Annotated in this window: 20 protein-coding genes; 9 read left to right on the top strand and 11 right to left on the bottom strand. The window is 75.3% G+C overall.

Annotated features, from left to right (window positions below; all coding sequences use genetic code 11):
* Positions 1-155 precede the first annotated feature (155 nt).
* Together ACFQ9Z_RS15055 and ACFQ9Z_RS15050 are read left to right on the top strand one after the other, a co-directional pair.
* Positions 156-638, top strand: coding sequence for an SPW repeat protein (locus tag ACFQ9Z_RS15055; protein WP_383016482.1), 483 nt, complete (start codon positions 156-158; stop codon positions 636-638).
* Positions 639-806: 168 nt separating this feature from the next.
* Positions 807-1649 carry an SDR family NAD(P)-dependent oxidoreductase gene (locus tag ACFQ9Z_RS15050; RefSeq protein ID WP_383016478.1) on the top strand — a complete coding sequence of 281 codons (843 nt, stop codon included), beginning with the start codon at positions 807-809 and terminating at the stop codon, positions 1647-1649.
* 37 nt (positions 1650-1686) lie between these two features.
* On the opposite strand, the gene ACFQ9Z_RS15045 is transcribed toward ACFQ9Z_RS15050, so the two are convergent.
* The 3 genes from ACFQ9Z_RS15045 to ACFQ9Z_RS15035 form a co-directional block, all read right to left on the bottom strand.
* Complete coding sequence (locus ACFQ9Z_RS15045) at positions 1687-1947, bottom strand: STAS domain-containing protein (protein WP_383017166.1); 261 nt, start codon at positions 1945-1947, stop codon at positions 1687-1689.
* Positions 1948-1999: 52 nt separating this feature from the next.
* A complete protein-coding gene (locus ACFQ9Z_RS15040; RefSeq protein WP_383016475.1) occupies positions 2000-2800 on the bottom strand; it encodes a thioesterase family protein in 801 nt (266 codons plus the stop codon).
* 426 nt (positions 2801-3226) lie between these two features.
* Positions 3227-4513, bottom strand: a complete 1287-nt coding sequence (locus ACFQ9Z_RS15035) for a PAS domain-containing protein (RefSeq protein WP_383016472.1) — start codon at positions 4511-4513, stop codon at positions 3227-3229.
* A 337-nt stretch (positions 4514-4850) separates the two neighbouring features.
* On the opposite strand from ACFQ9Z_RS15035, the gene ACFQ9Z_RS15030 reads away from it, so the two are divergent.
* The 3 genes from ACFQ9Z_RS15030 to ACFQ9Z_RS15020 are packed head-to-tail and all read left to right on the top strand — an operon-like array spanning position 4851 to position 9588.
* On the top strand, positions 4851-6224 hold the full coding sequence (locus ACFQ9Z_RS15030) for an acetyl-CoA carboxylase biotin carboxylase subunit family protein (protein WP_383016469.1): 1374 nt from the start codon (positions 4851-4853) through the stop codon (positions 6222-6224).
* A complete protein-coding gene (locus ACFQ9Z_RS15025) occupies positions 6221-8233 on the top strand; it encodes a PEP/pyruvate-binding domain-containing protein (protein WP_383016466.1) in 2013 nt (670 codons plus the stop codon). Before ACFQ9Z_RS15030 ends, ACFQ9Z_RS15025 begins: the two co-directional genes overlap by 4 nt.
* An 8-nt stretch (positions 8234-8241) precedes the next feature.
* Positions 8242-9588 carry an MFS transporter gene (locus tag ACFQ9Z_RS15020; protein WP_383016463.1) on the top strand — a complete coding sequence of 449 codons (1347 nt, stop codon included), beginning with the start codon at positions 8242-8244 and terminating at the stop codon, positions 9586-9588.
* A gap of 264 nt (positions 9589-9852) precedes the next feature.
* On the opposite strand, the gene ACFQ9Z_RS15015 is transcribed toward ACFQ9Z_RS15020, so the two are convergent.
* From ACFQ9Z_RS15015 to ACFQ9Z_RS15005, 3 genes are all read right to left on the bottom strand, one after another.
* On the bottom strand, positions 9853-12162 hold the full coding sequence (locus tag ACFQ9Z_RS15015; protein ID WP_383016459.1) for a S9 family peptidase: 2310 nt from the start codon (positions 12160-12162) through the stop codon (positions 9853-9855).
* On the bottom strand, positions 12135-13919 hold the full coding sequence (locus ACFQ9Z_RS15010; protein WP_383016456.1) for an N-acetylglutaminylglutamine amidotransferase: 1785 nt from the start codon (positions 13917-13919) through the stop codon (positions 12135-12137). The genes ACFQ9Z_RS15015 and ACFQ9Z_RS15010 overlap by 28 nt, the downstream gene beginning before the upstream one ends.
* 248 nt (positions 13920-14167) lie before the next feature.
* Positions 14168-15361 (bottom strand): glutamate--cysteine ligase, encoded by a 1194-nt coding sequence (locus tag ACFQ9Z_RS15005; protein ID WP_383016453.1) that lies wholly within the window; start codon positions 15359-15361, stop codon positions 14168-14170.
* A 257-nt stretch (positions 15362-15618) separates the two neighbouring features.
* On the opposite strand from ACFQ9Z_RS15005, the gene ACFQ9Z_RS15000 reads away from it, so the two are divergent.
* The 3 genes from ACFQ9Z_RS15000 (at position 15619) to ACFQ9Z_RS14990 (ending at position 17639) form a co-directional block, all read left to right on the top strand.
* Complete coding sequence (locus tag ACFQ9Z_RS15000; protein WP_383016450.1) at positions 15619-16413, top strand: hypothetical protein; 795 nt, start codon at positions 15619-15621, stop codon at positions 16411-16413.
* A gap of 470 nt (positions 16414-16883) precedes the next feature.
* Positions 16884-17240 carry a PRC-barrel domain-containing protein gene (locus ACFQ9Z_RS14995; protein WP_383017163.1) on the top strand — a complete coding sequence of 119 codons (357 nt, stop codon included), beginning with the start codon at positions 16884-16886 and terminating at the stop codon, positions 17238-17240.
* A gap of 225 nt (positions 17241-17465) precedes the next feature.
* Complete coding sequence (locus ACFQ9Z_RS14990; protein WP_174266353.1) at positions 17466-17639, top strand: hypothetical protein; 174 nt, start codon at positions 17466-17468, stop codon at positions 17637-17639.
* 75 nt (positions 17640-17714) lie between these two features.
* Here the strand turns inward: ACFQ9Z_RS14990 and ACFQ9Z_RS14985 are convergent, their stop codons facing one another.
* From ACFQ9Z_RS14985 to ACFQ9Z_RS14975, 3 genes are all read right to left on the bottom strand, one after another.
* The gene (locus ACFQ9Z_RS14985; protein WP_383016447.1) at positions 17715-19082 is read right to left on the bottom strand and encodes an alkaline phosphatase PhoX; all 1368 of its coding nucleotides are present in this window, start codon (positions 19080-19082) and stop codon (positions 17715-17717) included.
* 155 nt (positions 19083-19237) lie between these two features.
* Positions 19238-19585 carry a hypothetical protein gene (locus ACFQ9Z_RS14980; RefSeq protein ID WP_360669273.1) on the bottom strand — a complete coding sequence of 116 codons (348 nt, stop codon included), beginning with the start codon at positions 19583-19585 and terminating at the stop codon, positions 19238-19240.
* Positions 19586-19898: 313 nt separating this feature from the next.
* The gene (locus ACFQ9Z_RS14975) at positions 19899-20810 is read right to left on the bottom strand and encodes a DMT family transporter (RefSeq protein ID WP_383016443.1); all 912 of its coding nucleotides are present in this window, start codon (positions 20808-20810) and stop codon (positions 19899-19901) included.
* Between the two features lie 364 nt (positions 20811-21174).
* Here ACFQ9Z_RS14975 and ACFQ9Z_RS14970 point away from each other — a divergent pair, with 364 nt between their 5' ends.
* Positions 21175-22209 carry a galactosyldiacylglycerol synthase gene (locus tag ACFQ9Z_RS14970; RefSeq protein ID WP_383017160.1) on the top strand — a complete coding sequence of 345 codons (1035 nt, stop codon included), beginning with the start codon at positions 21175-21177 and terminating at the stop codon, positions 22207-22209.
* 339 nt (positions 22210-22548) lie between these two features.
* Here ACFQ9Z_RS14970 and ACFQ9Z_RS14965 read toward each other — a convergent pair whose 3' ends face one another.
* Entirely contained in the window at positions 22549-23316 is a 768-nt protein-coding gene (locus tag ACFQ9Z_RS14965) for a polysaccharide deacetylase family protein (protein ID WP_383016440.1), read from the bottom strand.
* 67 nt (positions 23317-23383) lie between these two features.
* Positions 23384-24190, bottom strand: a complete 807-nt coding sequence (locus ACFQ9Z_RS14960; RefSeq protein WP_383016437.1) for an SDR family NAD(P)-dependent oxidoreductase — start codon at positions 24188-24190, stop codon at positions 23384-23386.
* Between the last annotated feature and the right edge of the window lie 377 nt (positions 24191-24567).

Below are 24567 nucleotides of genomic sequence, written 5' to 3'. Positions count from 1 at the left end.
GGCCGCGGACGGAGTCCCGGCCACCCCGTGCCGGAGACGGCCGCACGGCTGCTGTGACATGGACCCGCACATCGGTGGGCGGTGAGTCGGGTTCCGCCGCGGTGGCTGGGTACCCGGCGGGCGAAATGAGCGTCACTCGTTCCGAGGTGAAGGCAATGACCACTTCCCACGGGCCGTCCATGGAGACGCACCCCGACATCGTCGACATGCGTATGCGCCACGAGATGGCCGAGCGCGCCACCAGCACCCCCCAGGGGCAGGCCGTAGGCACACTTGCCTTCCTCACCGGCATCTACATGGCCGCCTCGCCCTGGATCACCGGCTTCAACGCCCTGTCCACCCTCGCGGTCACCAATCTCGTCGTGGGCATCGCCTACGCCCTCCTCATGAGCGGGGGCTTCGGCCGCGCCTACGAGCGGACCCACAGCATGGCCTGGGGCGCCTGCATCATGGGCATCTGGACGATCATCGCCCCCTGGGTCGTCGCCGGCAGTGTCAGCACGACCAAGACCATCGTCAACAACGTCGTCGCCGGCGCCATCGCCACGCTCCTCGCCCTCGCCGCGATCGCCGCGACCCACAAGGCCGCGGCCGGCCAGGCCGGCCGCGGCATGACAGCCCCCTACACACGCCGCTGACGCGGCACCGGTCCCCCGCGGGCCGCGCCCCGTCGCGTGTTCCCGGTGGACGCGCGGGGGCGGCTCAGCCGCCCGCCGATCGACTCCCGGGCGCACCGGGCCCGCGTGGGCGACCGGGACGGCGGGACCGGGCGGTCATCGAGCGGTCATCGAGCGAAGGAGCAGCGCATGGCATCCGGGGAACCGGCCCGCCGCGCCGTGGTGACCGGGGCGTCGTCCGGGATCGGCACCGAGTACGCGGCCGCGCTGGCCGCGCGCGGCTGGGACCTGCTGCTGGTCGCCCGGCGCGCCGATCGGCTGGACGCGCTGGCGGGACGGCTGCGCGAGGAGAGCGGGGCCGCCGTCGAGCCGATGGCGGCCGACCTCGCCAGCTCGCCGGACCTCTCCCGGGTCGCGGAGCGAGTGGCCGCCGACGACGTGGCGCTGCTGGTCAACAACGCGGGGATCAACGGGTACGGGCCCTTCGCCGAGGTCGACGCCGCCCTGCTCGCCAAGGTGATCGACGTCAACGTGGTGGCGCCGACGGTGCTGACCCGCGCGGCCCTCCCGCACATGCTGGCGCGCGGCCGGGGCGCCGTCGTCAACGTCGCCTCACTGCTGGCGTTCGCCGGCGCCCTGCCACCGGACCCCCTCCCCCACCGCGCCGTGTACGGGGGCACCAAGGGCTACATCGTGGCGTTCACCAGGACCCTCGCCGCCGAACTCGCCGGCACCCCGGTGCGGTTCCAGGTGGTCTGCCCCGGGCTCACCGCCACCGAGTTCCACCTCGGCACCGGCGAGGCCCCCGTCGCGGGGGAGGCCCGGGTCCACGACGCGGGCGGGATGCCCGCCGCCGACGTGGCCGAGGCGTCCCTCGCCGCGCTGGAGAGCGACGAGGTGGTGTGCGTGCCCGGCCTGTCCGACCCCGGGGCGGTGACCCTGCTGGCCGACGCGGAACGAGCCCTGCGCGCCGGCTCGGGCGCCACCCTGGCCCCGCGCTACCGCGACGCCGGCCGGGCCGCGCACGGCTGACCGCCGGCCGGACCTCGCCCGCGCCGGGACGGCGTGGTCATCCTGCCGCGGCGCCGGCGGACGGAGGGTCCGGAGCCGGGCGGAGGGTGAAGACCTGGTCGAGACCGACCGTGGTGAGGACTCTGAGCAGGTGCGGCGGGGCCCCGGTCAGGACGATGCCCGCGTCCGCCGCCCCGGCGTACCGGCGGGCCGCGAGCAGGACGGTGATGCCGGTCGAGTCGCAGAACTCCAGGCCCGACAGGTCCAGGTCCAGGCACTGGCCCGCCCGCAGGGCGAGGGAATCGACCTCCCGCCGCAGGAGGTCGGCCTGGGGCCCCCGCCGTCCGCTCCGCGTCGCCGTGGGCGGCCGGTCAGCCGCGCTCGGTCACGTAGAGGCTCTGCGTGCCGCGGCCCAGCGGGCCCTTCTCGTCGTGCAGTGCGGACTCGGCGAGGCCGATGCCGGCGCCGTCCACCATCGTCCGCGCGTCCAGGCAGACCCACTCCCCCTCGGGGTGGCGGTGCAGGCTCACGGTGAGATCGGCGTTGACGAAGACGTAGCGGTGGTAGTCGAGCGCCGAGCTGAGGCCGTTGCCCGAGTCGGCTGCGGTCAGCACGCGGCTGAGCGGTGCGGTCTCCTCGCCCGCGACCAGGGGCACCCGCATGCGCATCCACGCCGTGGCCGGGCCGGGCTCCAGGAACGATCCCGCGGCGAAGCGCACGTCCATGGCGGTGTGGTAGCCCTGGTCCCAGGGGACGGGGAAGAACGCCTGCGGGGACACAGCCGCGGGACCGGGCACCCGCGGGCCCGGCGACACCTGCGGCACCGACCCGGGCGCCGTCCGCATCAGCAGGGCCGTCGCCCGCATCACCTCCGCCCCGCCGTCCGGGGTCAGGGAGGCCTCGACGAGCTCCACGCCGCGCCCGGCCCGCAGCACCCGGGTGGTGACGGTGAGCGGCCGTATGGGCACGGGCCGGGTGATCTCGTAGGTGAGCCGGGCGACGCGCATGTCCGGCCGGCCGCCGGGACGCTGTTCCACGGCGAGCCCGAGCAGCGCGGCCGGCGGGCCGGCGTGCTGGGAGCCGGCGTCCCAGGGGCCCCGGGTGTAGTCGGTGGGCAGGAACCGGTCGGCGGCCTCCCGCTCGTAGAAGGCCTCTGCTTGCGACGACGGCATGGCGCATCCTCCCTGTCCCAGTGGACTCGCCGAGCACCTTACCAAGCGCTTGCTCACCTAGGGACGGATGCGGCCCGGCTTAGGACGCCGCCCGCCCGCCACCGCTCCCGCCGGTGTCGCGCCGCCCGCCCGAGGTCGAGAGGAATTGGGGCTTCCGTTTGCGGCGGCGGGCGCGTAGGTTCCGAGTACCCCGCGTCGGCGCCCATCGAGGTGTCGGCCCGCCGGTCCCGGGACGGCGGGCCGCGCGGGGTCCAAATACCTGCTCGTGGCGGGCACTTGAGCCTGCCTGGTACGCGACGCGCCGCTGTCCGGCGGCGCGGGTGCGCCCTGCCCGACGGCGGCCCGTCGGCCGCCGCGGTGCACCCGGACCCGGCCGTCTCGGAGAGTCCGCCGGCCCTCACGGAGGAAGAGCGGCGACGCGCGGTCTCAGACCGGGCTCAGCGGGTGCGCCGCCGTGACGGACCTCGGCGGCCAGGCCTGCGGGGAGAGGATGCCGAGCACGTAGGCGCGGGCCACCAGCGCCGGGCGGGTGGCGGCGTCCAGCAGGTCGCGCAGCCGGCTCAGGTGGTAGTCCACGGTCTGCCGGGACAGGTGCAGCGCCCCGGCGATCTCCGCGTTGCTGCGCCCGGCGGCCAGCAGGGCGAGTATGCGCACCTGGGCCGCGGTCAGGGGCGGTCGCGCCTCGTGTGGCAGGCCGAGGTGCGTCATGACTGCCCACACGCCGGTCTCCCGCTCCGGCACGCGGGAGACCGCGCTCAACTGGACCAGGGCCCGGCGCTGCCGGCTGTCCGCGTCGACGAGTACGGCGGCGGCGCGCGCGCTTCTGCGCCGGCCGCCGACGAGGTCGTGCCACAGGCGGTGCAGGACGCCGCGTTCGGGGGTGTCGGCCAGCAGGGTGTCCGCGGGCCGGCCGATGAGGTCGGACAGGCGCACGCGCAGGAGTTCGGCGACCGCGGTGCCGGCCTCCTCGACGAGGCCGTCCGCGGACAGCCGTACGCAGGGCAGGCCGCTGCGGTCGCGCAGCGCGCGTAAGTCCTCCTCGGCGCGGTGCCGTTGGTCCAGCGCCCGGGTGTGCTCGGTGACGTCGACGTAGATGCCGGCCACGCAGCGTGCGGCGCCCCAGCGGACCGGGAAGCGGTACCCGGCGGCGTGCCCCGGTGAGCCGTCGGAGCGCCGGTAGGTGAGGGTGTGCCGGACGGGGGTGCCGCAGGACAGGGTCTCACGGTCCAGGGCGCGGAACCGTTCGACGTCCTCGGGCTCGTCGATGTCGGCGAGGTGCCGGCCGATCAACGCGTCGCGCGTGGTGCCGTACAGGTGGGCGTAGGCGTGGTTGACCCACAGGTAGCGGCCGGCGGCGTCGCGCACGAAGGCCACGGCCGGGGTGAGGTCGGCGAACGAGGCGTACGGGTTCCCCTCCGCGCGGCCGCCCACCTCGACGGCCACTCCCCTGCTGCCGTGCCGGTCCGGGCCGTCGTCGCGGGCGGGCCAGTTCACGTCGAAGGTCCGGCCCTCGAAGGACGCCTGGTACGGGCCGGTGCCGGCGGGGAGCGGCGTGCCGCCGCGGTCGGCGCAGAGGGCTTCCAGGAAGCGCCGCGCGGTGCGCTCGTCGTCGAACGCGCCGCCCCCGCTGTCGACGACTGTCAGTCCGCCGTCGGCCTCCCACCAGGACACCGGAAGGGTCTCGAGCAGCGCCTTGAAATCGGCTTCGTCCACGGCTCAACTCCTTCAACCGTCTACTGCGTTACTTTGCGTAACACTTCATGCGTATCCCGTAGTGCGGCGGACATGCGGGGTGGCCGGACGCGGCGCCTCAGGACGGCCGCGGCACCGGCGCACCACCGGCCGTGCGCGGGCCGGCCGAGACCGCCGGCAGTCGGGCATTTGCCTGAGCCGTTCGCGTATCGCGGCCCCACGCAAGGGGGTTGGGCCTGGTTCGCTTGAAGGAGGCGGTGGAACGGCGGGGTCGTACCGGCCCGGCCGCGGGCCCGCCGCCGGCACACGGCGCGGTGCGCGCCTCGGACGTCGTCGAGTCAAGAGGAGTTGGGTATTCGTGAGCAGGGTGCTGTACGTGCATGCCAAGGGCGGTCCCCCGGTGGGGCACGCCCTGACGCGGGTGGCCGCGAGGTCCGCGGTGCACCTGCTGGCACTCAGCGAGCTGCCCGCCGGGGTGGCGGCGGACGCCGCCGGGCTGTGCGACTCGGTCGTCATGGCAGGCGACCGGTCCGGTTCGGATCTGGTCGGGCTGATCGCCGGGCGGGCGCGCGAGGTCGGCGCGGACGCGATCGTCACGTTCTCGGAGTACGCGGTGGTCGCGGTCGCCGAGGCGTCCCGGCGGCTCGGCCTGCGCGGTGCCGGGCCCGCCGCCGCGCTGGCCCGGGACAAGCGGCTGATGCGCCGTGCCTGGGAGCGCCACGGGATACCGCAGCCCAGGTTCCGCTCGGTCACCGGCGCAGCCGAACTGGACCGCGCGGCCGCCGAGTTGACCTACCCCCTGCTGCTGAAGGCGGCCTGGAGCGCCGGTTCGACGGCGCACCAGATCATCGAGGCGCCCGAGCTGGCGCGGGCGGCCTGGCAGCGGTCGCGGGCGGTGATGACGGAGTCGGCGCGGCTGGGGTTCGCCGAGCTCCATGTGGCGGGCGCCGGCGAGGACTTCATCGTCGAGGAGATCGTCAGCGGCTGTGCCGGCGACTGGTTCGACGGCTCGGGCTGGGGTGACTACGTCAGCGTCGAGGGCGTGGTCGTGGACGGTGTCTTCCGCCCGGTGTGCGTCAGCGGGCGGATGCCGACGGTGGCTCCGTTCACCGAGCGGGCCGGCATCACCCCGGCCGCGCTCGGCGGCGCCGCGCAGGACCGGATCGTGGAGCTGGCCCGGCAGGCCGTCGAGGCCCTGGGGCTGGAGGACTGCGGGACGCACACGGAGATCAAGCTGGGCGCGGACGGCCGCATGTGGGTCATCGAGACGGCCGCGCGGTTCGGCGGCGCGATGACGGTGCCGCAGATCGAGGAGGTCTTCGGGCTCGACCTGGTGGGCCTGTTCACCGATCAGCTCCTGGGCCGTTCGCCCGAGTGGCCCGTGCGGGCGCTGACCGGCGAGGACGCCGAGGGCGCGGCCGGTTCCCTGGTGGTCCTCGCGGTGGACGGCGACGGCGCTCCCTGGGCCCGGCGTCATCTGTGGGACCCGGCGGCCGTGCTGCGCGGCGCCCCGATCGGCGCGGGCAGTTCACTGTCCGTGGTCCACGAGAACTCGCTGCCGCAGGGCGCGCCGGTGCCGGTCTACGACCCGGCCGCCGGGGCCAACACCATGGCGGGGCTCTGCCTGCTGTCGGCCGACCGGCCGCAGTCCGTGGTCCGGGACCTCACCGCGCTGGTGGACGCCATGCCGCGCATCCTGCCCACGCAGATCGGCGAGGGGGTGCGGGCATGACCCTCGCCCTGGGCGCGACGGGTGCGCCGGACGCGGCCGGCGACCGGACGGTCGTCGGCGCCAACCTCTCGCTGCCGCTGTTCCGCACCCTGTCCGGGGTGCTGGCCGGGCACCCCTACCTGAAGGTCGTGGTGGACCGTGCGGAGGACACCTGGCACCTGCTCGACACCCGGGTGCACCCCTTCCACGTCGACTACATCGCGACCCGGATCCTCGGCCTGACGCTGGACGAACTCGACGCGGACCTGGACGCGTTCAACGCCTCCGTCTACACGGACCCCGAACGCCGCTTCCTGCTCGGCGTGCTGTCCCTGCACACCGACGAGGAGGCCGACGGCGACGAGCGGCCCTTCCTGGTGCTGGAGACGACCGAGGCCGACACCATGCACGGGGCACTGCTGGAGGAGTTCTACGGCTATGTGCGCGGGCGGGTGGACGGACGCCTGCCGCTGCTGCTGAAGCCCGCCAACCACGGGCAGGAGCACGAACTGTCCCACGTCAGCGAGACGCGGGTGCCGCGCATCCTCAGCCACGAGCTGTTCGGCAACCGGACCCGCACCTGTCTCAACCCGGGCGAGGCGCGGGGCCGGCTGCGCTACTTCCGCACCCTGGCGGAGTACGAGAGCGCGGCGCGGGAGCTGGGCTGGTCGGACATCGTCGCGATGCCCTGTCCGCCCGACGACGTGCCGCGCGTCGCCGGGATCATCAACACGGCCCCCATCACGCCGCTCTCCCACACCAACGTCCTCGCCTCGGGCTGGGGCATCCCCAACGCGATCGTCCGCGACCTCGACGACATCGTGCGGCGCGACGGGCTCGACGGCGCCTGGGTGCGCTACAGCGCCCAGGAGGACGCCGTCACCGTGGAACGGCTGTCGCGGGCACCGGCGCTGACCAAACCCGCCTGGCACCAGCAGCGGATCCGTCTGGAGGCGCCGCTGCTGGAGGACGCTCCGGTGCTCGCGCTGCACCGGCTGCGCGGCGCCGACCGCGACAGCTACGGCACCAAGGCGGCGAACCTCGGGGAGCTGCACCACGTCCTGGACAGCCGCGCCGCGGACCTGACCGCGTTCTACGCGCGTCCGCGTCCGCCGCGGCCCGATCTGCTCGGCCATCTCGCCGCCCGGCTCGGGGAGCCCGGCGCGTCACGGGAACGGCTGCGCGCCGCGGCAGCGGCCCGCGTGGCGGAGACGGTCCGCGCACCCGAGGGAGTGGCGCTGCCGTTCCGGCTGCACCATCTCTTCCTCACCTCGTCACCCGCGCTGCAACAGGGCATCGGCAAGCTGAAGATGGCGCTCGAACTGGAGGCGTTCGACGTGGTCGACTCCCTCGCGCTCAGCCTCCAGCAGCTGACGCGCGCCACGCCGGTGCCCGACGAGGTGGAACGCGCGATCATCTCGTCGGTGGCACCGCTGTCGGCCGGCGGGGGCCGTCTGGTAGTGCGCTCGTCCTCCAACGCCGAGGACCTGCCGGGCTTCTCCGCCGCCGGCATCTACGACTCGGTCACCACGGTGCGCGGCACGGACCAGCTCATGGACGCCGTGCGTCAGGTGTGGGCGTCGCTGGTGTCGCCGCGCAGTGTGCGCCTGCGGCACCAGGCCGGTATCCCGCTGGACGACACCTACATGGGCGTCATCGTCCAGGAGTACGTGCCGGCCGGTCTCGGAGGGGTGCTGGTGACCTGCAATCCGACCCGTCGTGAGGACTTCCGGAACGTGTACCTCAACTGCACGCCGGGATCGCCCGAGCGGGTGGTCGACGGCACGGTCCTGCCCCAGCAGTACCTCTACAACACCGTGGAGGGCGGCGGCCGTACGGTCGACATCGGGTCGTCGGGCGAGGACCTGCCGGCCGCGACCCGCGCCGCGCTGGCCCGGCTGGCCCTGGCCGGCCGACTGCTGCAGTCGCACTTCGGCGCGGACGACCCGGACGGCGCCCTGGACATCGAGTGGCTCATGACCGCCGAGGGGGCGTTCCGCCTGGTCCAGGTCCGCCCGTACTCCCGGTGAGGCCCGGCATGCGCTCCCCGCGCCTGACCGCACCGGCGCCGGCCCCGAGTCCGGCCGCACGGCGTGTCATCCGTCTGAACAACGGCTTCCAGCTTCTGTTCAACCTGCTGTGGTGGATGCCCGTCTTCTACGCCTACCAGCGTGACGCGGGCCTGTCCGACGACCAGATCTTCGGCATCCAGAGCATCTACTACATCGCCTTCTGCCTCTTCGAGATACCGACCGGGGTCGTCGCCGACCGCATCGGTGCCCGCAACTGCCTGGGCGCCGGGGCGGTGGTCATGACGGCGGCCAATCTGGCCCCGGTCCTGTCCCCGTCGTACACGGGCTTCCTGGTGCACTTCCTCGCCATCGCCGCCGGGCGCTCGCTGACCTCCGGGGCGGCGAGCGCCTACCTGTACGACGCGCTGCGGGCCGAGGGGGCGCAGAGCCACTATCTGCGCGCCGAGGGCACGGCCCGGGCCCTCGGGCTCGCCGCCAAGGTGGTCTGCTGGCCCCTGGTCGGGCCCCTGATGACGCTGGCCCCGCAGTCCCCGTACGTGCTCAGCGCCGCGAGCGCGGCCGGTTCCCTCGGCTGCGTCCTCGCCCTGCCCCGGCCGGCCGGGCCCCAAGGCGGCCACGTCCGTCCGGGCGCCCGGCCGGGGCGCGACGGCAGTCTCCTGCGCGACACCCGGGCGGCGCTGCGCACCCTGCGGTCGTCACCGTGGCTGGCCCTGCTCATGGTGCAGGGCGTGGCCGTCTTCACGCTGTCCCGGATCTGCCAGGTGAACCTGTTCCAGCCGGTGCTCCTGGACCACGGCATCGGGGAGGGCGCGCACGGTGGGGTGCTCGCGGCGATGACGGTCGCGGAGGCGGTGACCTCGGCCCGTCCCCAGTGGCTGGCCCGCCGGGTGCCGCCGGTGGCGTGGGTGTCCCTGCTGAGCGTGGCACTCGCCGGGACGCTGGCGGGCACCGCCGTCGGCGGGCCCTGGGCCGTGGTGGTGCTGTTGTGCGCGTTCGCCGCGATCACCGGGTTCGTGTACCCCGTGCAGCGCAAGCTCGTCAACGACGCCATCCCGGCGAACGCCCCGCGGGCCACGCTGCTTTCGGTGGAGAGCATCGTGGACCGCGGTGTGTGCGCGCTGGCCGCGGTCGCCGCGGGCGCCTACCTGGCCGCCGGGCGGCTCGACGCGCTCCTCTGGCAGAGCGCCGCGGTCACCTGCGTGCTGATGCCGGTGCTGCTGCTGGCGCTGCACCGCACGCGCTCGCGAAGCGGCCGCCGGAGCAGGGGACTCGGCACCGGCGCCCCGGCCGTACCGCGGGCCGACGAGCCGGTCGCCCTGCCCGTCGACGAGGGCGCCGCACCCCGCCCCTGAGCCCGCCGGGCCGCCGGAGGCCGGCCGGGCCCACCCGGCCGGCCGAGCCCTTTGCCTCGTCGCCGGTCATGTACGAAGCCGATGCGCCCTGCCTGTCCGCCTCCTGTGCGCGCCGGCGGCGGCCTCGGTCGTCGTGCTGCCGCTGCGCGGAGCCGGGGAGGCGTCCCAGGCCCTTCGCGGGGGTGTGAGCTGGACCGTCGAGGAGGAGTCCGACCCGTCGATCGTGTGAGCCGGCGGCGCCGCGCCGGCGCCCGGTGGGGCGGATCAGGCGGGCCGGCTCGTCAGGTGCCGCTCGATCCAGTCGGCGGCGCTCCTGCGGAACAGGCGCCGGTTGTCGGCACGGCGGAAGTCATGCCCTTCCTGACGCAGCATCAGCAGTTCTGCCTCCAGGCCGCGTTCGCGCGCCGCCCGCACGAACTGCCGTGACTCGCCCACGGGCACGTTGGTGTCGTGCTCCCCGTGCACGGCGAGCACCGGCACGCGCAGGGCGTCGACCCGGCTCATCGGGGACAGGGACCGCAGCAGTTCACGGTCGTGTTCGGGGTGCCCGTACTTGTGGGCGGCCGACTCGGCGATCCACGGTTCGGTGCCCGCGAAGAACGTGGTGAGGTCGGACATCCCGCAGACCGCCACCCCGGTGCGGAACAGCTCCGGATGCCAGACGAGGGACGCCATCGTCAGGTAGCCGCCGTAGGAGCGGCCCATCACCGCGAGCCGCCGGGGGTCGGCCAGGCCGGCGACGACGACGTGGGCCGCGCAGGCGGCGACGTCCTCGATCGCGGCGAACCGCCTGGTGCCGAGGTCCGCGTCCACGAACGAGCGGCCGTAGCCCGACGAGCCGCGTACGTCGGGGGCGAAGACGTCCAGTCCACGGCCGAGCAGTTCGTGGTAGAGCGTCTGCAGCACGGGGCGCTCCTGTTCCTCGGGGCCTCCGTGCAGGTAGACGACGCAGGGCGCCGCCTCGCCCGGGGAGCGGCCCGGCGCCCTGTAGTACCAGCCGCCGAGGGCGAGCCCGTCCCGGGCGACGGGACGGACGGGAAAGGGCTGTACGGGCGCGTGTCCCGCGTCGGGCACGGCGTCCTCGTCACGCGAGGACCAGGGGGTGCGCAGGGCGGAGGCGTGCGGCAGCCACCACACGCCGGGCCGCCGCCGCGAGCCCGACAGGGCCACGACCGGGTCGTCGGGGTCGGGGCCGGGCGCGAGCCGGGTGACCACCTCGTGGGGCAGCGAGAGGCCGCGGGCGACGCCGGCCGGCGGCCCGGCGGCGCCGCGCAGGGCTGTCGGGCCGTCTGTCTCGGGGACGGCGGCGGGCAGCTTCATGATCTCCAGTTCGCTGACTCCGCGCACGTTCCAGGACAGCACGGCGTGCTGCCCGTCCCGGTGCAGGCTCAGCAGCTCCAGGTCGCAGTCCGGCCGGGCGGCGACCGGCCACTGCGCCAGCCGGCGGCCCCCGGCGTCCAGCCGCACCGCGAGGAGCGCCGCGAACTCACGGCCGCTGTCGCTGCGCAGCCACACGGTGCGGCCGTCCGGGGCGAAGCCGCCGATCCACGGATCGCCGTCGGCCACCCGTACGGTGCAGGTGACGGCGCGGTCCCGGCGGCGGACGACGAGCGCCTCGCGCCGGCCGCGTGGACCCCGGCGCAGCAGGGCGAGCCTGCCGTCCCGGCTCAGCCCGCAGACGCGCAGGGTCGGCGCCCCCGCCTCGCTCGCCACCAGCACCGGCGCGGTCGCGCCCTCGGGGTCGACGAGGTACGCCGCCAGCGCCCTCGGGCCCGGTTCCCGCGACGGGGCCGCGCCGGCCCCCTGGATCACGGCCGTGTCCCGTTCCGTCGGGGCGCCGAGCGGTGATCCGCCCAGCAGTACCGCACGGCCGTCCCGGCCCGCCCAGCCGCCGGAGTGGGCGGGCTCCGGGAGGTCCACCGCCTGCCCGTCGTGGCCGGTCCGGGTCCGGCCGGCGGGCGCGGGCTCGGTGAGCGTCACCGCGATCGCCGAGCCGTCGTGCGTCCAGCAGCCCAGGTAGGCGGAGGCGCCGGGCTCGCCGCCGGCCAGCAGGCGGCGGCCGGTGCCGTCGGGGCGTACGCACAGCACGCGGGTCAGTTCACCGCCGCCGGGGGCCGTGGTGTACGCGATCCAGCGGCCGTCCGGCGACCAGGAGACCTCCGTGACCGGGTCGGGGTCGGCGTCCAGCAGCCGCGCCTCCTCGCCGTCGACGGGCCCGGTCCACAGTTGCGGCACGCCGGTCCGGTCGCAGATGAAGGCGACGTTGCGGCCGCCGGGGTCCATGGAGGGGTACCAGCAGCCGTGCGCGGTCAGGCGCTGCGGTACGTCGTGCGCGGCGGCGGCGTCGGCGAGGAGCACCGGCTCGGGCGCCGGACGGGCCGCCGCCGTGGCTCCCCCGGCCAGGCCGGGGGCGGGACGGGCGGCCGTGTCCGCGGAATCGGCCGGCGGTGTCCCCGCGGGCCCCGCCTCACCGCCGTGCGGGTCCGTCGCCGGGGCGGCGCGCGCGCCCGGCGGCCCCGGTTCCCGTGCGTCCGGGTCCGTCGCGGTCAGCGGATTCCGTGCGTCTGCAGCCATATCTCCAGCAGCGCTACCTGCCACAGTGTGTTCGCTCCTCGCCTGGTGCGGTGCGCGTTGGGTGCGTCGAGCAGCTCCGCGACGTACTCCTGGCGGAAGACGCCGCGTTCCTTCGCCTCGGGGGCGGTGAGGGCCTCGCGGACCCGTTGCAGCACCGGTCCCGCCATGTGCTTGATCGCCGGGACCGGGAAGTAGCCCTTGGGCCGGTCGACGACCTCCGCCGGGAGGACCCTGCGTCCGGCGGCCTTGAGGATCCCCTTGCCGCCGTCGGCGAGCTTCAGCTCGGGCGGGCAGGCGGCGGCCAGTTCGACCAGCTCGTGGTCGAGGAAGGGGACGCGGGCCTCCAGGCCCCAGTCCATCGTCATGTTGTCCACGCGCTTGACGGGGTCGTCGACCATCATCACCTGGGTGTCCAGCCGGAGGTCGGCGTCCAGGGCCGTCTCGGCGCCCTCGGCCGCCATGTGGGCGCGCACGAACTCGGCGGAGACGTCCCGCCCGGCCAGCAGCCCGGGCTGGAGGATGCGGGCCAGTTCGGCGTGGGAGCGGTCGAAGTAGGTGTCGATGTACGCCTCGGCGGCCTGCTGCCGGGGCACGCCGGACATCGCCGGGTACCAGTGGTAGCCCGCGAACACCTCGTCGGCGCCCTGGCCGCTCTGGACGACCTTGACCTCCTTGGCGACCTGCTCGGACAGCAGGTGGAAGGCGACCACGTCGTGGCTCATCATCGGTTCGCTCATCGCGAGCACCGCCGACTCCAGCGCCCCGGGGATGCGGTCGGACGGCACCAGGAGCTGGCGGTGGCTGGTGTCGAAGTGGCGTGCGACCAGGTCGGAGTAGTGGAACTCGTCGCCCTCCTCGCCGCCCTCCGCCTCGAACCCGACGCTGAAGGTGGCGAGGTCCCGCTGTCCCTGCTCGGCGAGCAGAGCGACGATGAGGCTGGAGTCCAGCCCGCCTGAGAGCAGCACGCCCACCGGGACGTCGGCCACCATCCGGCGGCGCACGGCGGTGCGCAGCGCGTCCAGCACGGCGTCCGTCCAGTCCTCGGCGCCGAGGGCGGCGAACTCGGGCCGGCGGGTGTGCGACGGCTGCCAGTAGCGGTGGTCGTGCTGGGTCCCGTCGGCCTCGATGACGCGCACCGTGGCCGGGGGCAGTTTGCGTACGCCGTTGAGCACGGTGTGCGGTGCGGGCACGGTGGCGTGCCAGCTGAAGTACTGGTGCAGGGCCACCGGGTCGAGGGAGGTGTCCACGCCGCCGGCCGCCAGGAGGGCGGGCAGCGAGGAGGCGAACCGCAGCCGGTCGGCGTTCTGCGTCAGGTACAGGGGCTTGACGCCGAGCCGGTCGCGGCCGAGCACGACCCGTCCGCTGTCCAGTTCGACGAGCGCGAAGGCGAACATGCCGTGGAAGCGCCGGACGCAGTCGGCACTCCACTGCCGGTAGGCCTTGAGCACGACCTCGGTGTCGGAGTCGGAGAAGAACTGGTGGCCCAGCGCCCGCAGTTCGTCACGCAGCTCGCGGTAGTTGTAGACGCAGCCGTTGAAGACGCCGGCGATCCTGGCGCGCGGGTCCACCATGGGCTGGGCGCCGCTGTCGGAGAGGTCGATGATCTTCAGCCGTCGGTGGCCCAGCGCGACGGGTCCCTGGGACCACACCCCGCGGCCGTCGGGGCCCCGGGCGGCGAGCCGGTCGGTCATCCGCTCCACCGCGGCGATGTCCGGCTTCTCGCCGTCGAGACGTATCTCTCCGCTGATTCCGCACATCAGCTGCTCCTCCGTCCGCTGCCGGCGGGCCGGGCCGGCCGCGGCGCGGGTTTGCCGCGCCGGCGCCGGGCCCCGGGCGCGCGCGTGCGGGCGGCGCGCCCGGGGCTGTGGTGGGCGGGGGCCGGGGGATGCTGCGAGGTGTGCATGAGGACGTGACTCTCCTTGATCGATGGATGGGGCGCCCCGGCCGGCCGGGGCTGCGGTCCGGCTCGCGCGGGCCGTGGGGCCGGCGCCGCGGGACGTGTGGCTCAGGCGCTCCGGGCCGGAGCGGCGCTGTCGTGGCCGGGGACGTGCACCGGGACGGGGTCCTGCCACGCGGTGACCCGGGCCGGCCGCTCGGCGGGATGGCCGCCGGGCCGCTCGCCGCGGGTCTCGGCGATCAGCGTGTCGACGCCGGCCAGCAGGCCTCCGGCCCGGACGGCGCGGCGCAGCCGGTGCGCGGGGCTCCCTTGGGCCAGCGCCTCCTCCAGGAGCGCGTGCACGGTGTCCCAGTCGCCGGACGCCTCCAGCGCCGGGCGCAGCCGGGCCAGCATGCCGGTCAGCACCGTGCGGGCCGGCGCCGCGCACCGGGTCGCGGGGTCGACGAGCCGGCCTTCCAGGCCCGATCGCGCGGCCCGCCAGGAGGCGGCCCGCAGCCAGTCGTGCCGGCCGTCGCACAGCGGGCCGTCCGCCTGGGCCAGGCGCTCGCAGGCTTCGCGGACCAGGGCCCGGAAGAGCCCCGCGACCAGCACCACGGTCTCCGTACGCGGGCAGGCGTCGCAGATGCGCAGTTCGAGCGTGCGCTGGTGGGCCGAGGGCCTCACGTCGTGGTAGACCATGCCGGCGTCGCTGATGACGCCCGAGCCGATGAGTTCCGCCAGGGCCCTGTCGTAGTCGGCGGCGTCCCGGTGGCAGCCGGCCGGGCCGGCGGTCGGCCACCGCTGCCACAGCATGGTCCGCCAGCTCGCGTACCCGGTGTCGGACCCCAGCCAGAACGGCGAACTGGCCGTCAGGGCGAGCAGCGGCGCAAGCCAGGGTGACACCAGGCACATGGCGCGCACGGCGGTGTCCCGGTCGGGGACGTCGACGTGGATCTGCGCGCTGCAGATGAGCTGTTCGTCGGCGACCATGCGGTAGTCGTCGGCCATGTGCCGGTAGCGGGCGTCGGCGGTGACGTCCAGGGGGCGGACCCGGGCCAGCGGCACGGTGCCCGCGGCGACCACGGCGAGGCCGGCCCCGGCGGCCGCCGAGTCCAGGCACCGCCGCGTCGAGGCGAGGTCGGTGTACAGCTCCTCCAGCGTGTCGTGCACCGCGCTGTTGCTCTCCACCACCGAGCGCTGCAGCTCGGTGGTGAAGCCCGGTCTGCCCAGACGCCCTATCAGCTCCGCGGCGCGTGGTACGAGTCGGCCGCTCTCCACGTCCAGTACATGGAACTCTTCTTCCGCTCCGAGGCGTGGTGTCACGGCTTCTCCCCTGCGAATGGACCACAGCCGCCGGTGCGGCCGTGTGGGCGGTCGGCACCGGCCGGTCGACGGGCTCCGGGTTCCCTGATCAGTCGGGGTCAATCACTTCGGCTTGCACATGTGAACATCCACTGCCTCATGTGAGCGTAGTGATACGGGGAGTGCCCGATGGCCCGGCTCCCACGGCGGGCGTGCCGGGTTGGGCCGGATGCCGGGTCTGGATGCGGGCCCGGGACGCGCGCCTCAGGATCCTGATCATGCGGAGATCCACAGTCACCGGGTCCGTCCCGGGGTCCACGTCCCGGCGGCCGCGGCGCGGCGGGGCGCGGCACGCCATAGGGGCGGCCCTGGCCTGCGGCCTCCTGCTGGCGGCGACGGACGCGTGCGACGCCGACGAGCCGAAGGGCCCGGGCGGCGCGCCGGGTACGAGCAATCACGCGGTGTCGGCCCCTCCCCCGGCGTCCGTGGGCTCACGCCCGCCGGGGGTCGGTGACCGGATGTGGCAGCAGGTGCCGGCCTCTTCCAGCCAGGTCGTGGTCGTCTACGGAGACAGCCGTAACTCGCCCGACAGCTTCCTCGTGCTCTACGAGCGGGGGGTCTCGGGATGGGAACGCCGGGCCGCGTGGCCCGCGCACAACGGCAGGCTGGGCTGGACCGCGGAGCACCGCATGGACGACGAGCGCACACCCGTGGGCGTGTTCGGCCTGACCGACGCGGGCGGCACGCTCGGCAATCCGGGCAGCCGGCTGCCGTACTGGCACGACGACCACGCCTTCGCCTCCACGATCACCGACGACGCGGCCCACGCACACGACTTCGACTACGTCATCGCCATCAACTACAACCGCCTCGTGGGCGCCCCGCCCTACGACTGGTCGCGTCCCGAAGGCGTGGACAGGGGCGGTGGCATCTGGCTGCACCTGGACCACGGGGACGGCACGTCCGCCTGCGTCACGATCCCGGAGTCCGGCATGCGGACCCTGCTGCGCACCCTCGATCCGGCCGCCCGGCCCGTCGTGGTGATGGGGGACCGGGAGCGCCTGATGTCCTGAGCGGGTCGTCGCGGCCCGTCCGCGTCGAGCCGGGCGAGTCCGTCCTGCCGACGCCGGCGGCGCTCGGCCCCGGACTGCTCCCACCAGGGTGCGCCGCGCTCGCCCAGCGCGACCTTGGGGCGGTGCACGCATGCGCGTGCCGACCGTTCGGCCTGCGGGTCCCCCGCGGAGGTCGCGGACCGCACCGCGCGGCGAGCCGCCGCCATGAGGCGCCGTCGCAGGCGGGCGGCGGCCTCCCCGGGAAGGGACGGGTCGGTCGTCCGCCAGCGCCGCCCGCCGATGACGACGTAGTGTCCGTCGGGCGTCGGGCGCGGTGGCCGGTGCACGTCCGTCGCGGTCGACTCTGCCCGCACTCGGCCCCTTAGGCGCGTGGACGGCCCCGGACCAGGGCGCGGACCCGGGAGGCGCGCCGGGCCCGTCAGCGGACATCAGGCGGCCGAACGCGGGTACCAGGTCTGCGGAGGTTCATGATGTTCGAGGCTGGCGACATCCGTGAGTGGCGTGGGCACGACGTGGTCGACTCCGGCGGGCACAAGATCGGCACACTGGAGTCGGTCTACGTCGACACCGCCACCGACAGACCGTCCTTCGCCACGGTGACCGTGGGGCTGCCCACCCGCCGCCGACTGGCCTTCGTGCCGCTCGCGGGAGCGACCGTCGGACCGGGGTACCTGCGGGTCGCGTTCGCGAAGGACGCGGTGAAGAAGGCTCCCGCCATCGACACCGACGGCGAGTTGCCGGCGTCGGACGAGCCGGCGGTCTTCGCGCACTACGAACTCGACTACGCGCCGGGCGCCGGCGGCGAACGCCGCCTGGCCCGCCGCTGAACGACCGCCGCCGGACGGCCGTCTCCGGACCGCCGCAACCTGATGGCCGTCACCGGACGGCCGCAACCGGATGACAGTCACCGGACGGCCGGCGCCCACCGACCGGCCGTCGCGGGACGACCGTCTCCGGACGCCGTCTCCGGCACGGCCGCCACGCACGGAACGACCGACGACCGCCACGTCCAACCGGCCGCCGCCGAGCGGCCGAAGCCACCGGGAGAGCCGATGAGCCTGTTCCTGCTGCTGATCCTCGTGGCCCTCGTGCTGGGCATCATCGGGTTCGCCGCCCACGGCCTGTTCTACCTGCTGATCATCGGTGCCGTCGTGCTGCTGGCCGACCTCGTGTACGCGGCCGTGCGCCTGCACCGGGGCGGCCGCAGGCACCGCGTCGTGCGGTAGCGACCGGACGCCCCTGGACCTCCGCGTCATGGCGGGGCGAGTGCCCCGTCCCGCCATGACGGCGGTTGCGCCCCGTTACCTGCGCCAGGGCCCGGTCACCGCGAAGGTGGTGCCGGGCGTGTAGCAGTTGACGTACATCGTGCGGCCGTCCGGGGCGAAGGTGACGCCGGCGAACTCGCCCCATTCGGGCTCCTGCGCGGTCCCGATGTTCTGCCGGCCCCGTGCCATCGCGTACACCTCGCCCGCGCGGGTCACGCCGAAGACGTACTGGGCGCCGTTGCCGTCCTCGCACACCATCAGGCCGCCGCTGGGGGCGAGGCAGATGTTGTCCGGCGACTCGCCGGGGAGCTGCACATCGGTGTCCGGGCCGAACACGACGACCAGGGTCAGCCGGCGGCGCGCCGGGTCGTAGCGCCAGATCTGCCCGTGATGATCGGCCGCCGAGCCGTCCGCGCCGCGGGCGAAGGAGGACACGAAGTACACACAGCTCCCTCCCCAGTAGCAGCCCTCCAGCTTCTGCGCGTGGGTGATGCCGCCGGGGCCGTAGTCCTGCAGCCGGGTGGGAGTGCCGGTGGCCAGCGGGTCGGGTACGTCGGCCCACTCGACGCCGTCGAAGTGCGCGCCGGTCTCCTGGACCGTGGAGAGGTCCGGCACGCCGGGCACGCGCATCGCCTGGAGCCGGCCACCCGCCCGCAGCGAGCCCACGCCGCCCAGCGGCTTGTCGGGCAGGAAGCGGTAGAAGAGGCCGAACGGCTTGTCGAAGGCGTCCTCGGTCTCGTAGACGACGCCGTGGCGCGGATCGACGGCGATCGCCTCGTGCTGGAAGCGGCCCATCGCGGTCAGCGGGACGGCGCCGGTGCGGTGCGGGTCCGTGGGGTGGACCTCGAAGATGAATCCGTGGTCCTTGGTGTAGCCGTTGGTGCCGGCCCGGTCCTCGGTCTCCTCGCAGGTCAGCCAGGTGCCCCAGGGTGTGCGGCCGCCGGCGCAGTTGACCGCCGTGCCGGCGATCGCGACCCGCTCGGACAGCACGCGCCGCCCGGCGTCCAGGGTCAGCGCCGTGCAGCCGCCCTTGCCCGCCGGGTCGTAGGTGAGGCCGGCGACCGTCGGGACGGGGATCTTCGCGGTGACCCGGTTCTCGTGGTTGCGGACGAGGTGCGTACGGTTCGCGGGGCCGGCGAACGCGGCCATGCCGTCGTGGTTCGAGGGCACCGGGCCCTCTCCCGAGCGGAGGCGGTCGCCTTCGCGCGAGAGCACGGTGTAGCGGAAACCTTTCGGCAGGTCGAGCAGTCCATGGGGGTCCGGGACGAGCGGGCCGTAGCCGGTGTCGCCCAGGCCTTGCGCGGCGGCGGTGCCCGCGAAGAGCTCGGACAGGGCCCCGGTGAAGGCGATACCCGCCCCCACGGCACTTGCCCGGGCCAGGACCTGACGGCGTGTTGCAGACATGCGGCAGCAACCTTCCTGCTGGCGGACAGGAACTGTGACCCCGCTGTGTCTACCACCTGGTGCGGAACTCGGGAACCACGCCCATCGCACGTGTCACACCGCCGGACGGGACGCGAGCGGCGGGCCGGCGGACGCGCCGTGCGCCCGCCCGGGCCTCAGGCCGCCCGGGCCATCTGCCGCACGGCGTTCCCGCGGACGGACCGCGCCGGGGCGGACCTGACGCGGTACGTGACCTTGCCCGGGTCCACGAGCGGGTCGCCGAGGACGATGCGTCCGGCCGCGTGCAGCGCGTCGCACTCGGCCACCGGCAGCGCCATGTACCCGCCGCCCCTGCCGGTGGCCGGGTCGAACGGCTGCCAGTACGCGTACCGGCGGCGCCCTCCCTCGTGCACCGTCAGGAAGACCGTGGTGCTCGGGTCCGCGATGATGCGCAGGAGATCGGCGGCGCCGCGGCCGAGCGGGGCACCCTGGGATCTCTGGTGACGCGGGAGCATCATCTGCATCAAGAACGGCCTCCTACGGCAGGAACTGACGACCGATTACCCACTTCGGGCCATGTCGATCTCTCTGCACCGGAATTAATCAGACGGCACTGACAATCGGCCCTCCCGCGACGGCGCCGACCGTCTTCGTTCCCCCCTGTGTCACCGCCCGGACCGCCCCCCGACCGCCGCCCCGGACCCGCGTGGCGTCGCGCAGCGGGCCGCCGGACACCGTTGTCCCGCGTCGCCGGTCACCCGCCTGGCGCAATGCCCGTCCACCGCCCCGCTCCGGCCGGCCGGCCGGCACCGCGGCGCGGCCGGGGCCGCCTCCCGGTCAGGCGTCCCGCCGGGCCCGGGTGGGTTCCGGCTCCGCGGCGTCCCAGGTCCGGCCCGTCGACATCACGGGCGAACGGGTCAGGCCGACGATGCCGAGCGCCATGAGGAGGATGCCGGCGATCTCGGGCACGACGCGCCAGCCCAGGGCGATGCTCTCGCCGAAGAGCAGGCCGCCGAGGATGACGCTGATCAGGGCGTCACCCAGGGTGAGGGCCGGCTGGGAGGCGGCCAGGGTGCCGGCCCGCAGCGCCCACTGGAGCAGCAGGACGCTCAGCAGGCCGGTGACGGCGACGGCGTAGGTGTGCCAGGTGGTGAGGACCGCGACGGCACCCTCCGGGAACCTCCCGGTCACCTCCTTGATCAGCGCCGCCGTGACCGCGAAGCAGGCGGCGGTCGCACAGCCGAGAGTGGCGGCCTGCAGCGGGCCGCGCATGCGCCTCGCGGCTGCCAGCAGGACGGCGACGCCGCACGCCAGCCCGCCTCCGACGGCGAGCCACTCCCAGTCGGAGGCCCGGTCGCCGCCGGGCGCCGGGGAGGCGCTGAGCAGGAAGAGCGCCAGTCCCCCGGCCAGCGCGGCGAAGGCGCGCCAGGTGGCGGCCCTGGGCCGGCGGCGGAACACGATCGCGCCGATGAGGAGGGTGAACAGCAGTTCGCTGGCCAGCAGGGGCTGCACCAGCGAGAGCTGTCCGGAATCCAGGGCGATCACCTGGAAGACCGCGGAGGCGCACATGGCCAGTGCTCCAGCCCACCAGAAGGGGCGGCGCAGCAGTCCTGCCAGGCGGGCCGCCGCCGCGCGGGCGCCGCGGCCGGAGACCTCGTCGGGTTCGACCGCGGCCCGCCGCTGCAGGACCGACGCCGCCCCGTTGGACAGCGCCGACAGCAGCGCCGTGATGACGGTGAGCACGTTCATGCGACTGCCTGTCGTTCGCGGGCGGACTCGGCGGGCGGCCACCGCACGCTCGGTCGATCGATGGACAAAGATAGGCAAAGCGAACAAAGACGTATCCGCCGTGCGCGGTGATAAACCTGTTCGTACCCGCCCGTCCGCGACGGGCGGGCACCGGCCGGCGCCCCCTGCGGCCGGTGCCGGGGAACCCCGTCGTTCCCGCCGTCCGCCGCCCCCACGAGGTGACCATGCCGCGTACGTGCCACCAGCCGAGCCCGGGCCGCCCGGCTCCCCGGTCCGCTCCGCGCGTCCGCCCGGCCGGACGGGTGCGGGACGTCGCGCCGGTGCGGCATCTGCCGTGAGCCGGCTGCTGCTGGTCAGCGCGAGCATGGGCTCGGGCCATGACGCGGTGGCACGCGAACTGGCCCGGCGGCTGCGCGCGGCCGGGCACGAGGCCGTGCACCGGGACGTGCTGGAACTGCTGCCCGCCCGTGCCGGAGCCGGGCTGCGCGGCTTCTACCGCGCGACGATCCGGCACGCGCCCGCCCTCTACGGGGGCATCTACGCCGCCTTCTTCCGGGGCGGCGCGGGACTGCGGCCGGGCAGCGCGCCGCTTGCCGCGCTCGCCGGCGACCGGTTGCGGGCGGTGGTGGCGGGCGAGCGCGCCGACGCGGTCGTGGCGGTCTTCCATCTCGCCGCCCAGCTCACCGGCGGCCTGCGGGCGCGGGGCCGGCTGGCGGTGCCCAGCGCGGTGGTCATCACCGACTTCGCCGTCCACCGGCAGTGGCTGCACCACGGCAACGACCTGCACCTGTGCCTCACCCCGCAGATCGCCCGGGAGGTGCGGCACCGCCTGGGGCGCCCCGCCACCGCCTGCGGTCCGCTGCTGCCGGAACGGTTCCGCCCGCACCCGTCCGGCGAGGCGTCCTGGCGCCGGCGCCTCGCTGCCGGCGGCGACCGCCCGCCGGTGCTGCTGTCGGCCGGTGCGTGGGGGGCGGGCAGCCGGCTCGGCGCGACGGCCCGGCTGCTGGCCTCCGCCGGGTACCTGCCGGTCGTCCTGTGCGGGCGCAACGAGCGCCTGCGCCGCCTTGTGTCGAAGGCGCCGGGAACGCTCGCCCTGTCCTGGGTGGACGACATGCCGGGCCTGCTCTCGGCGTGCGCGGCGCTGGTCGACAACGCGGCTGGGCAGACGGCGCTGGAGGCGCTGGCCGTCGGTGTGCCGGTCGTCGGGTACCGGCCCATCCCGGGCCACGGCGCCGAGGGGGTGCACCGCATGGCGTCGCTCGGCCTGACCGAGCACGCCACCGACCCGTGGCAGCTCCTGCAGTGCCTGGACCGTCTCACCTCGGCCACTCCGGCACCCGGCGGCCGCGGCCTGCTGCGGGGCGACGTCGTGGGCCCGCTGGAACGTCTCTGCTCCTGACGCCGGGGGGCGGGGTCAACCGACGCGGGCTGTACTGGCCCGACACCCGAACCCCACAGCCCGGCGCACGATGACGCCATGCGCGAGCCGAAGCGTCTCCGCACCTGACGTCCGGGCAGCCGGGACGACCGACGCGAATGGAACCAACCCGGCCCCCGCCCCCCGGCCCGGTACACGACGACGCCGTACGCGAGCCGGAACGACTCCCCACCTCACGCCCGGCAACCGGGTCAACCGACGCGGGCTGTACTGACCCCACACCCGAACCCCACAGCCCGGCGCACGATGACGCCGTACGCGAGCCGGAACGACTCCCCACCTCACCCCCCACCAGCCGGGTCAACCGACGCGAGCCGAACCGGCCCGGCACCCGACCCCGTGTTCGGCGAGCGGGCCGACGGTCAGGTCCGCCTCGCGGCAGGCGGCCACCAGTCGGGGCAGCGCGGCCAGCGCCGCGCGCCAGCAGTCCGGGGCGGCGTGCCGGTCGGAGTCGTGCAGCAGCACCGTGCCGCCGCCCCGCAGGTCGGGCAGGACGGTCGCCGTCACGGAACCGGCGGTGGCGCCCGCCGTCCAGTCGCGGCCCCAGGCGGTCCACAGGACCGGGCGCAGCCCGGCGCGGCGCGCGGCCAGCAGCCGGTCGCCGGTGAGGATGCCGTACGGGGGCCGGTACCAGACGGGGCTCGTGCCGGACACCTCCGCCACGGCGTGCGCGGCCCGGACCAGCCGCCGGGTCTCCCGGACGGGGGCGGGCCGCCAGGGGCGGTCGTGCGTCCAGCCGTGCACCGCGAGTTCATGACCGCGCCGGACGATCTCGTGGCTCAGGCGCCGGTGGGCCAGCACCCGCTCGCCCAGCACGAAGAACGTGGCGCGGACCGCCAGCTCGTCCAGCGCGGCGAGGAAGGCGGGGGTGGAGCGGGGATCGGGTCCGTCGTCGAAGGTGAGCGCCACGTGGTCCGCGCGGCCGGTGCCGGCGAGCGACGGCAGCCAGGCGCGGCGCGGCCCGGGGAGCCAGGTGGCGGCCGGGGCGATATGGGCGGCGGCGGCCAGCACGGGCAGAGCGGCGAGGGCCGCGGTGAGCAGCCGGCCCCGGTCGGCACCGCTCCGCATGCGCGTCTCCCTTCAGGTCCGTCCGGATCCGGTGGTCGCCGGACCCGGACGGGCCGCCGGCCGGTGGTCAGCCGAACCGGGCCGCCAGGCGCCGGTACGGTGAGGGGGCCAGGGCGCGCACCGCGACCGGGAGGCGCAGCCAGCCGGGCACGAACACCTCGTGGCGTCCGCCGCGCACCGCGGCCACGACCGCCGCGGCCACCCGCTCGGCCGGTACCGGACGCGGGTGACGGCGGGAGTAGGGCACCCCTCTCCTGGCGAAGAACGGTGTGCTCACGACACCGGGTACTACGTGGGTCACTCCTACGCCGGTGCCGTCCAGTTCGTAGCGCAGCGCGTCGGCGAAGGTGCCGATGCCCGCCTTGGCCGCGGAGTACACCGCTTCCTCACGCACCCCGACGCAGCCCGCGACGGAGCCGATCAGCACCAGCCGGCCGCGGCCGCGCGCCACCATCTGCGGCAGCATCTCGCGGACCAGGTGCACCACCGAGGCCAGGTCGACGGTGAGCACCCGGTCCACCTCGCTGCCCGGCATCGAGGTGAACGGCCCGGCCCAGCCCACGCCGGCCGCGGCGACGAGGAGATCGACGCCCGGCGCCCGGCGCAGCGCGCGGTCGGCCAGTTGCCGGGCTCCGTCGGCGCCGGCCAGGTCGCAGGGGATCGCGACGCCGGACGTCTCGCGCGCCACCGCGTCCAGCCGGGCCCGGTCGCGTCCGGAGAGCAGCAGCGTCCACCGCTCCCCCGCCAGGGCCCGCGCCACCGCCGCGCCGATCCCGGAGGACGCGCCCGTCACCAGCGCCACGCCCGTCGTGGACGCGGCGCCCGGCGGGAGGGTGGACGGGGCCGGGTACGGATCCGCCGTGGCGCGTCCCAAGCTGAACCTCCTCGAGTGATGGTCCCCGGCGCGGCCCCGGGGTCCGCCGGCGGCCCGGCGGGGACGCCGTCTCGGCCCCGCCCGTCCCCGTGCGTCCACGGGCCGTGCGCCCGGCGGCGCCGGCGACCATCGAGGGATAGCCGGAGCCCATGGCTTTCAAACGTGCGGCGGCGCCGGCCCGCGGGCGCGGGAGCCCGTCCGGCGCGGTGCGGCCGGGCGCCTTCGCGCCGAACCGGTGAGGTGACCGCACACGGGGCCGGGCGGCGCTCCGCCGGCGCCGGCGCCGGCGGGCGGCCGGCACGGCGCTGAGCCATGCGGGTGCTCTTTGCGGGGCGGTCCCGGCCGGGGTCCCGCCGTCCGGAGCCTTCGCCCGGTCC

It is taken from the genome of Streptomyces sp. NPDC056580, from assembly GCF_042793175.1.
GTDB lineage: Bacteria > Actinomycetota > Actinomycetes > Streptomycetales > Streptomycetaceae > Streptomyces.
Note: the sequence above shows the minus strand (reverse complement) of the source record. Positions and strands in the feature narration are given on the sequence as shown.

Coding starts and splice junctions, on each gene's coding strand:
- ACFQ9Z_RS14970 (WP_383017160.1), top strand. CDS start 21,175: ATGGGCTCGGGCCATGACGCGGTGGCACGCGAACTGGCCCGGCGGCTG.
- ACFQ9Z_RS15015 (WP_383016459.1), bottom strand. CDS start 12,162: ATGGCTGCAGACGCACGGAATCCGCTGACCGCGACGGACCCGGACGCA.
- ACFQ9Z_RS15050 (WP_383016478.1), top strand. CDS start 807: ATGGCATCCGGGGAACCGGCCCGCCGCGCCGTGGTGACCGGGGCGTCG.
- ACFQ9Z_RS14980 (WP_360669273.1), bottom strand. CDS start 19,585: ATGCAGATGATGCTCCCGCGTCACCAGAGATCCCAGGGTGCCCCGCTC.
- ACFQ9Z_RS14965 (WP_383016440.1), bottom strand. CDS start 23,316: ATGCGGAGCGGTGCCGACCGGGGCCGGCTGCTCACCGCGGCCCTCGCC.
- ACFQ9Z_RS14990 (WP_174266353.1), top strand. CDS start 17,466: ATGAGCCTGTTCCTGCTGCTGATCCTCGTGGCCCTCGTGCTGGGCATC.
- ACFQ9Z_RS15040 (WP_383016475.1), bottom strand. CDS start 2,800: ATGCCGTCGTCGCAAGCAGAGGCCTTCTACGAGCGGGAGGCCGCCGAC.
- ACFQ9Z_RS15020 (WP_383016463.1), top strand. CDS start 8,242: ATGCGCTCCCCGCGCCTGACCGCACCGGCGCCGGCCCCGAGTCCGGCC.
- ACFQ9Z_RS14985 (WP_383016447.1), bottom strand. CDS start 19,082: ATGTCTGCAACACGCCGTCAGGTCCTGGCCCGGGCAAGTGCCGTGGGG.
- ACFQ9Z_RS14995 (WP_383017163.1), top strand. CDS start 16,884: ATGTTCGAGGCTGGCGACATCCGTGAGTGGCGTGGGCACGACGTGGTC.
- ACFQ9Z_RS14975 (WP_383016443.1), bottom strand. CDS start 20,810: ATGAACGTGCTCACCGTCATCACGGCGCTGCTGTCGGCGCTGTCCAAC.
- ACFQ9Z_RS15025 (WP_383016466.1), top strand. CDS start 6,221: ATGACCCTCGCCCTGGGCGCGACGGGTGCGCCGGACGCGGCCGGCGAC.
- ACFQ9Z_RS15055 (WP_383016482.1), top strand. CDS start 156: ATGACCACTTCCCACGGGCCGTCCATGGAGACGCACCCCGACATCGTC.
- ACFQ9Z_RS15010 (WP_383016456.1), bottom strand. CDS start 13,919: ATGTGCGGAATCAGCGGAGAGATACGTCTCGACGGCGAGAAGCCGGAC.
- ACFQ9Z_RS15000 (WP_383016450.1), top strand. CDS start 15,619: ATGCGGAGATCCACAGTCACCGGGTCCGTCCCGGGGTCCACGTCCCGG.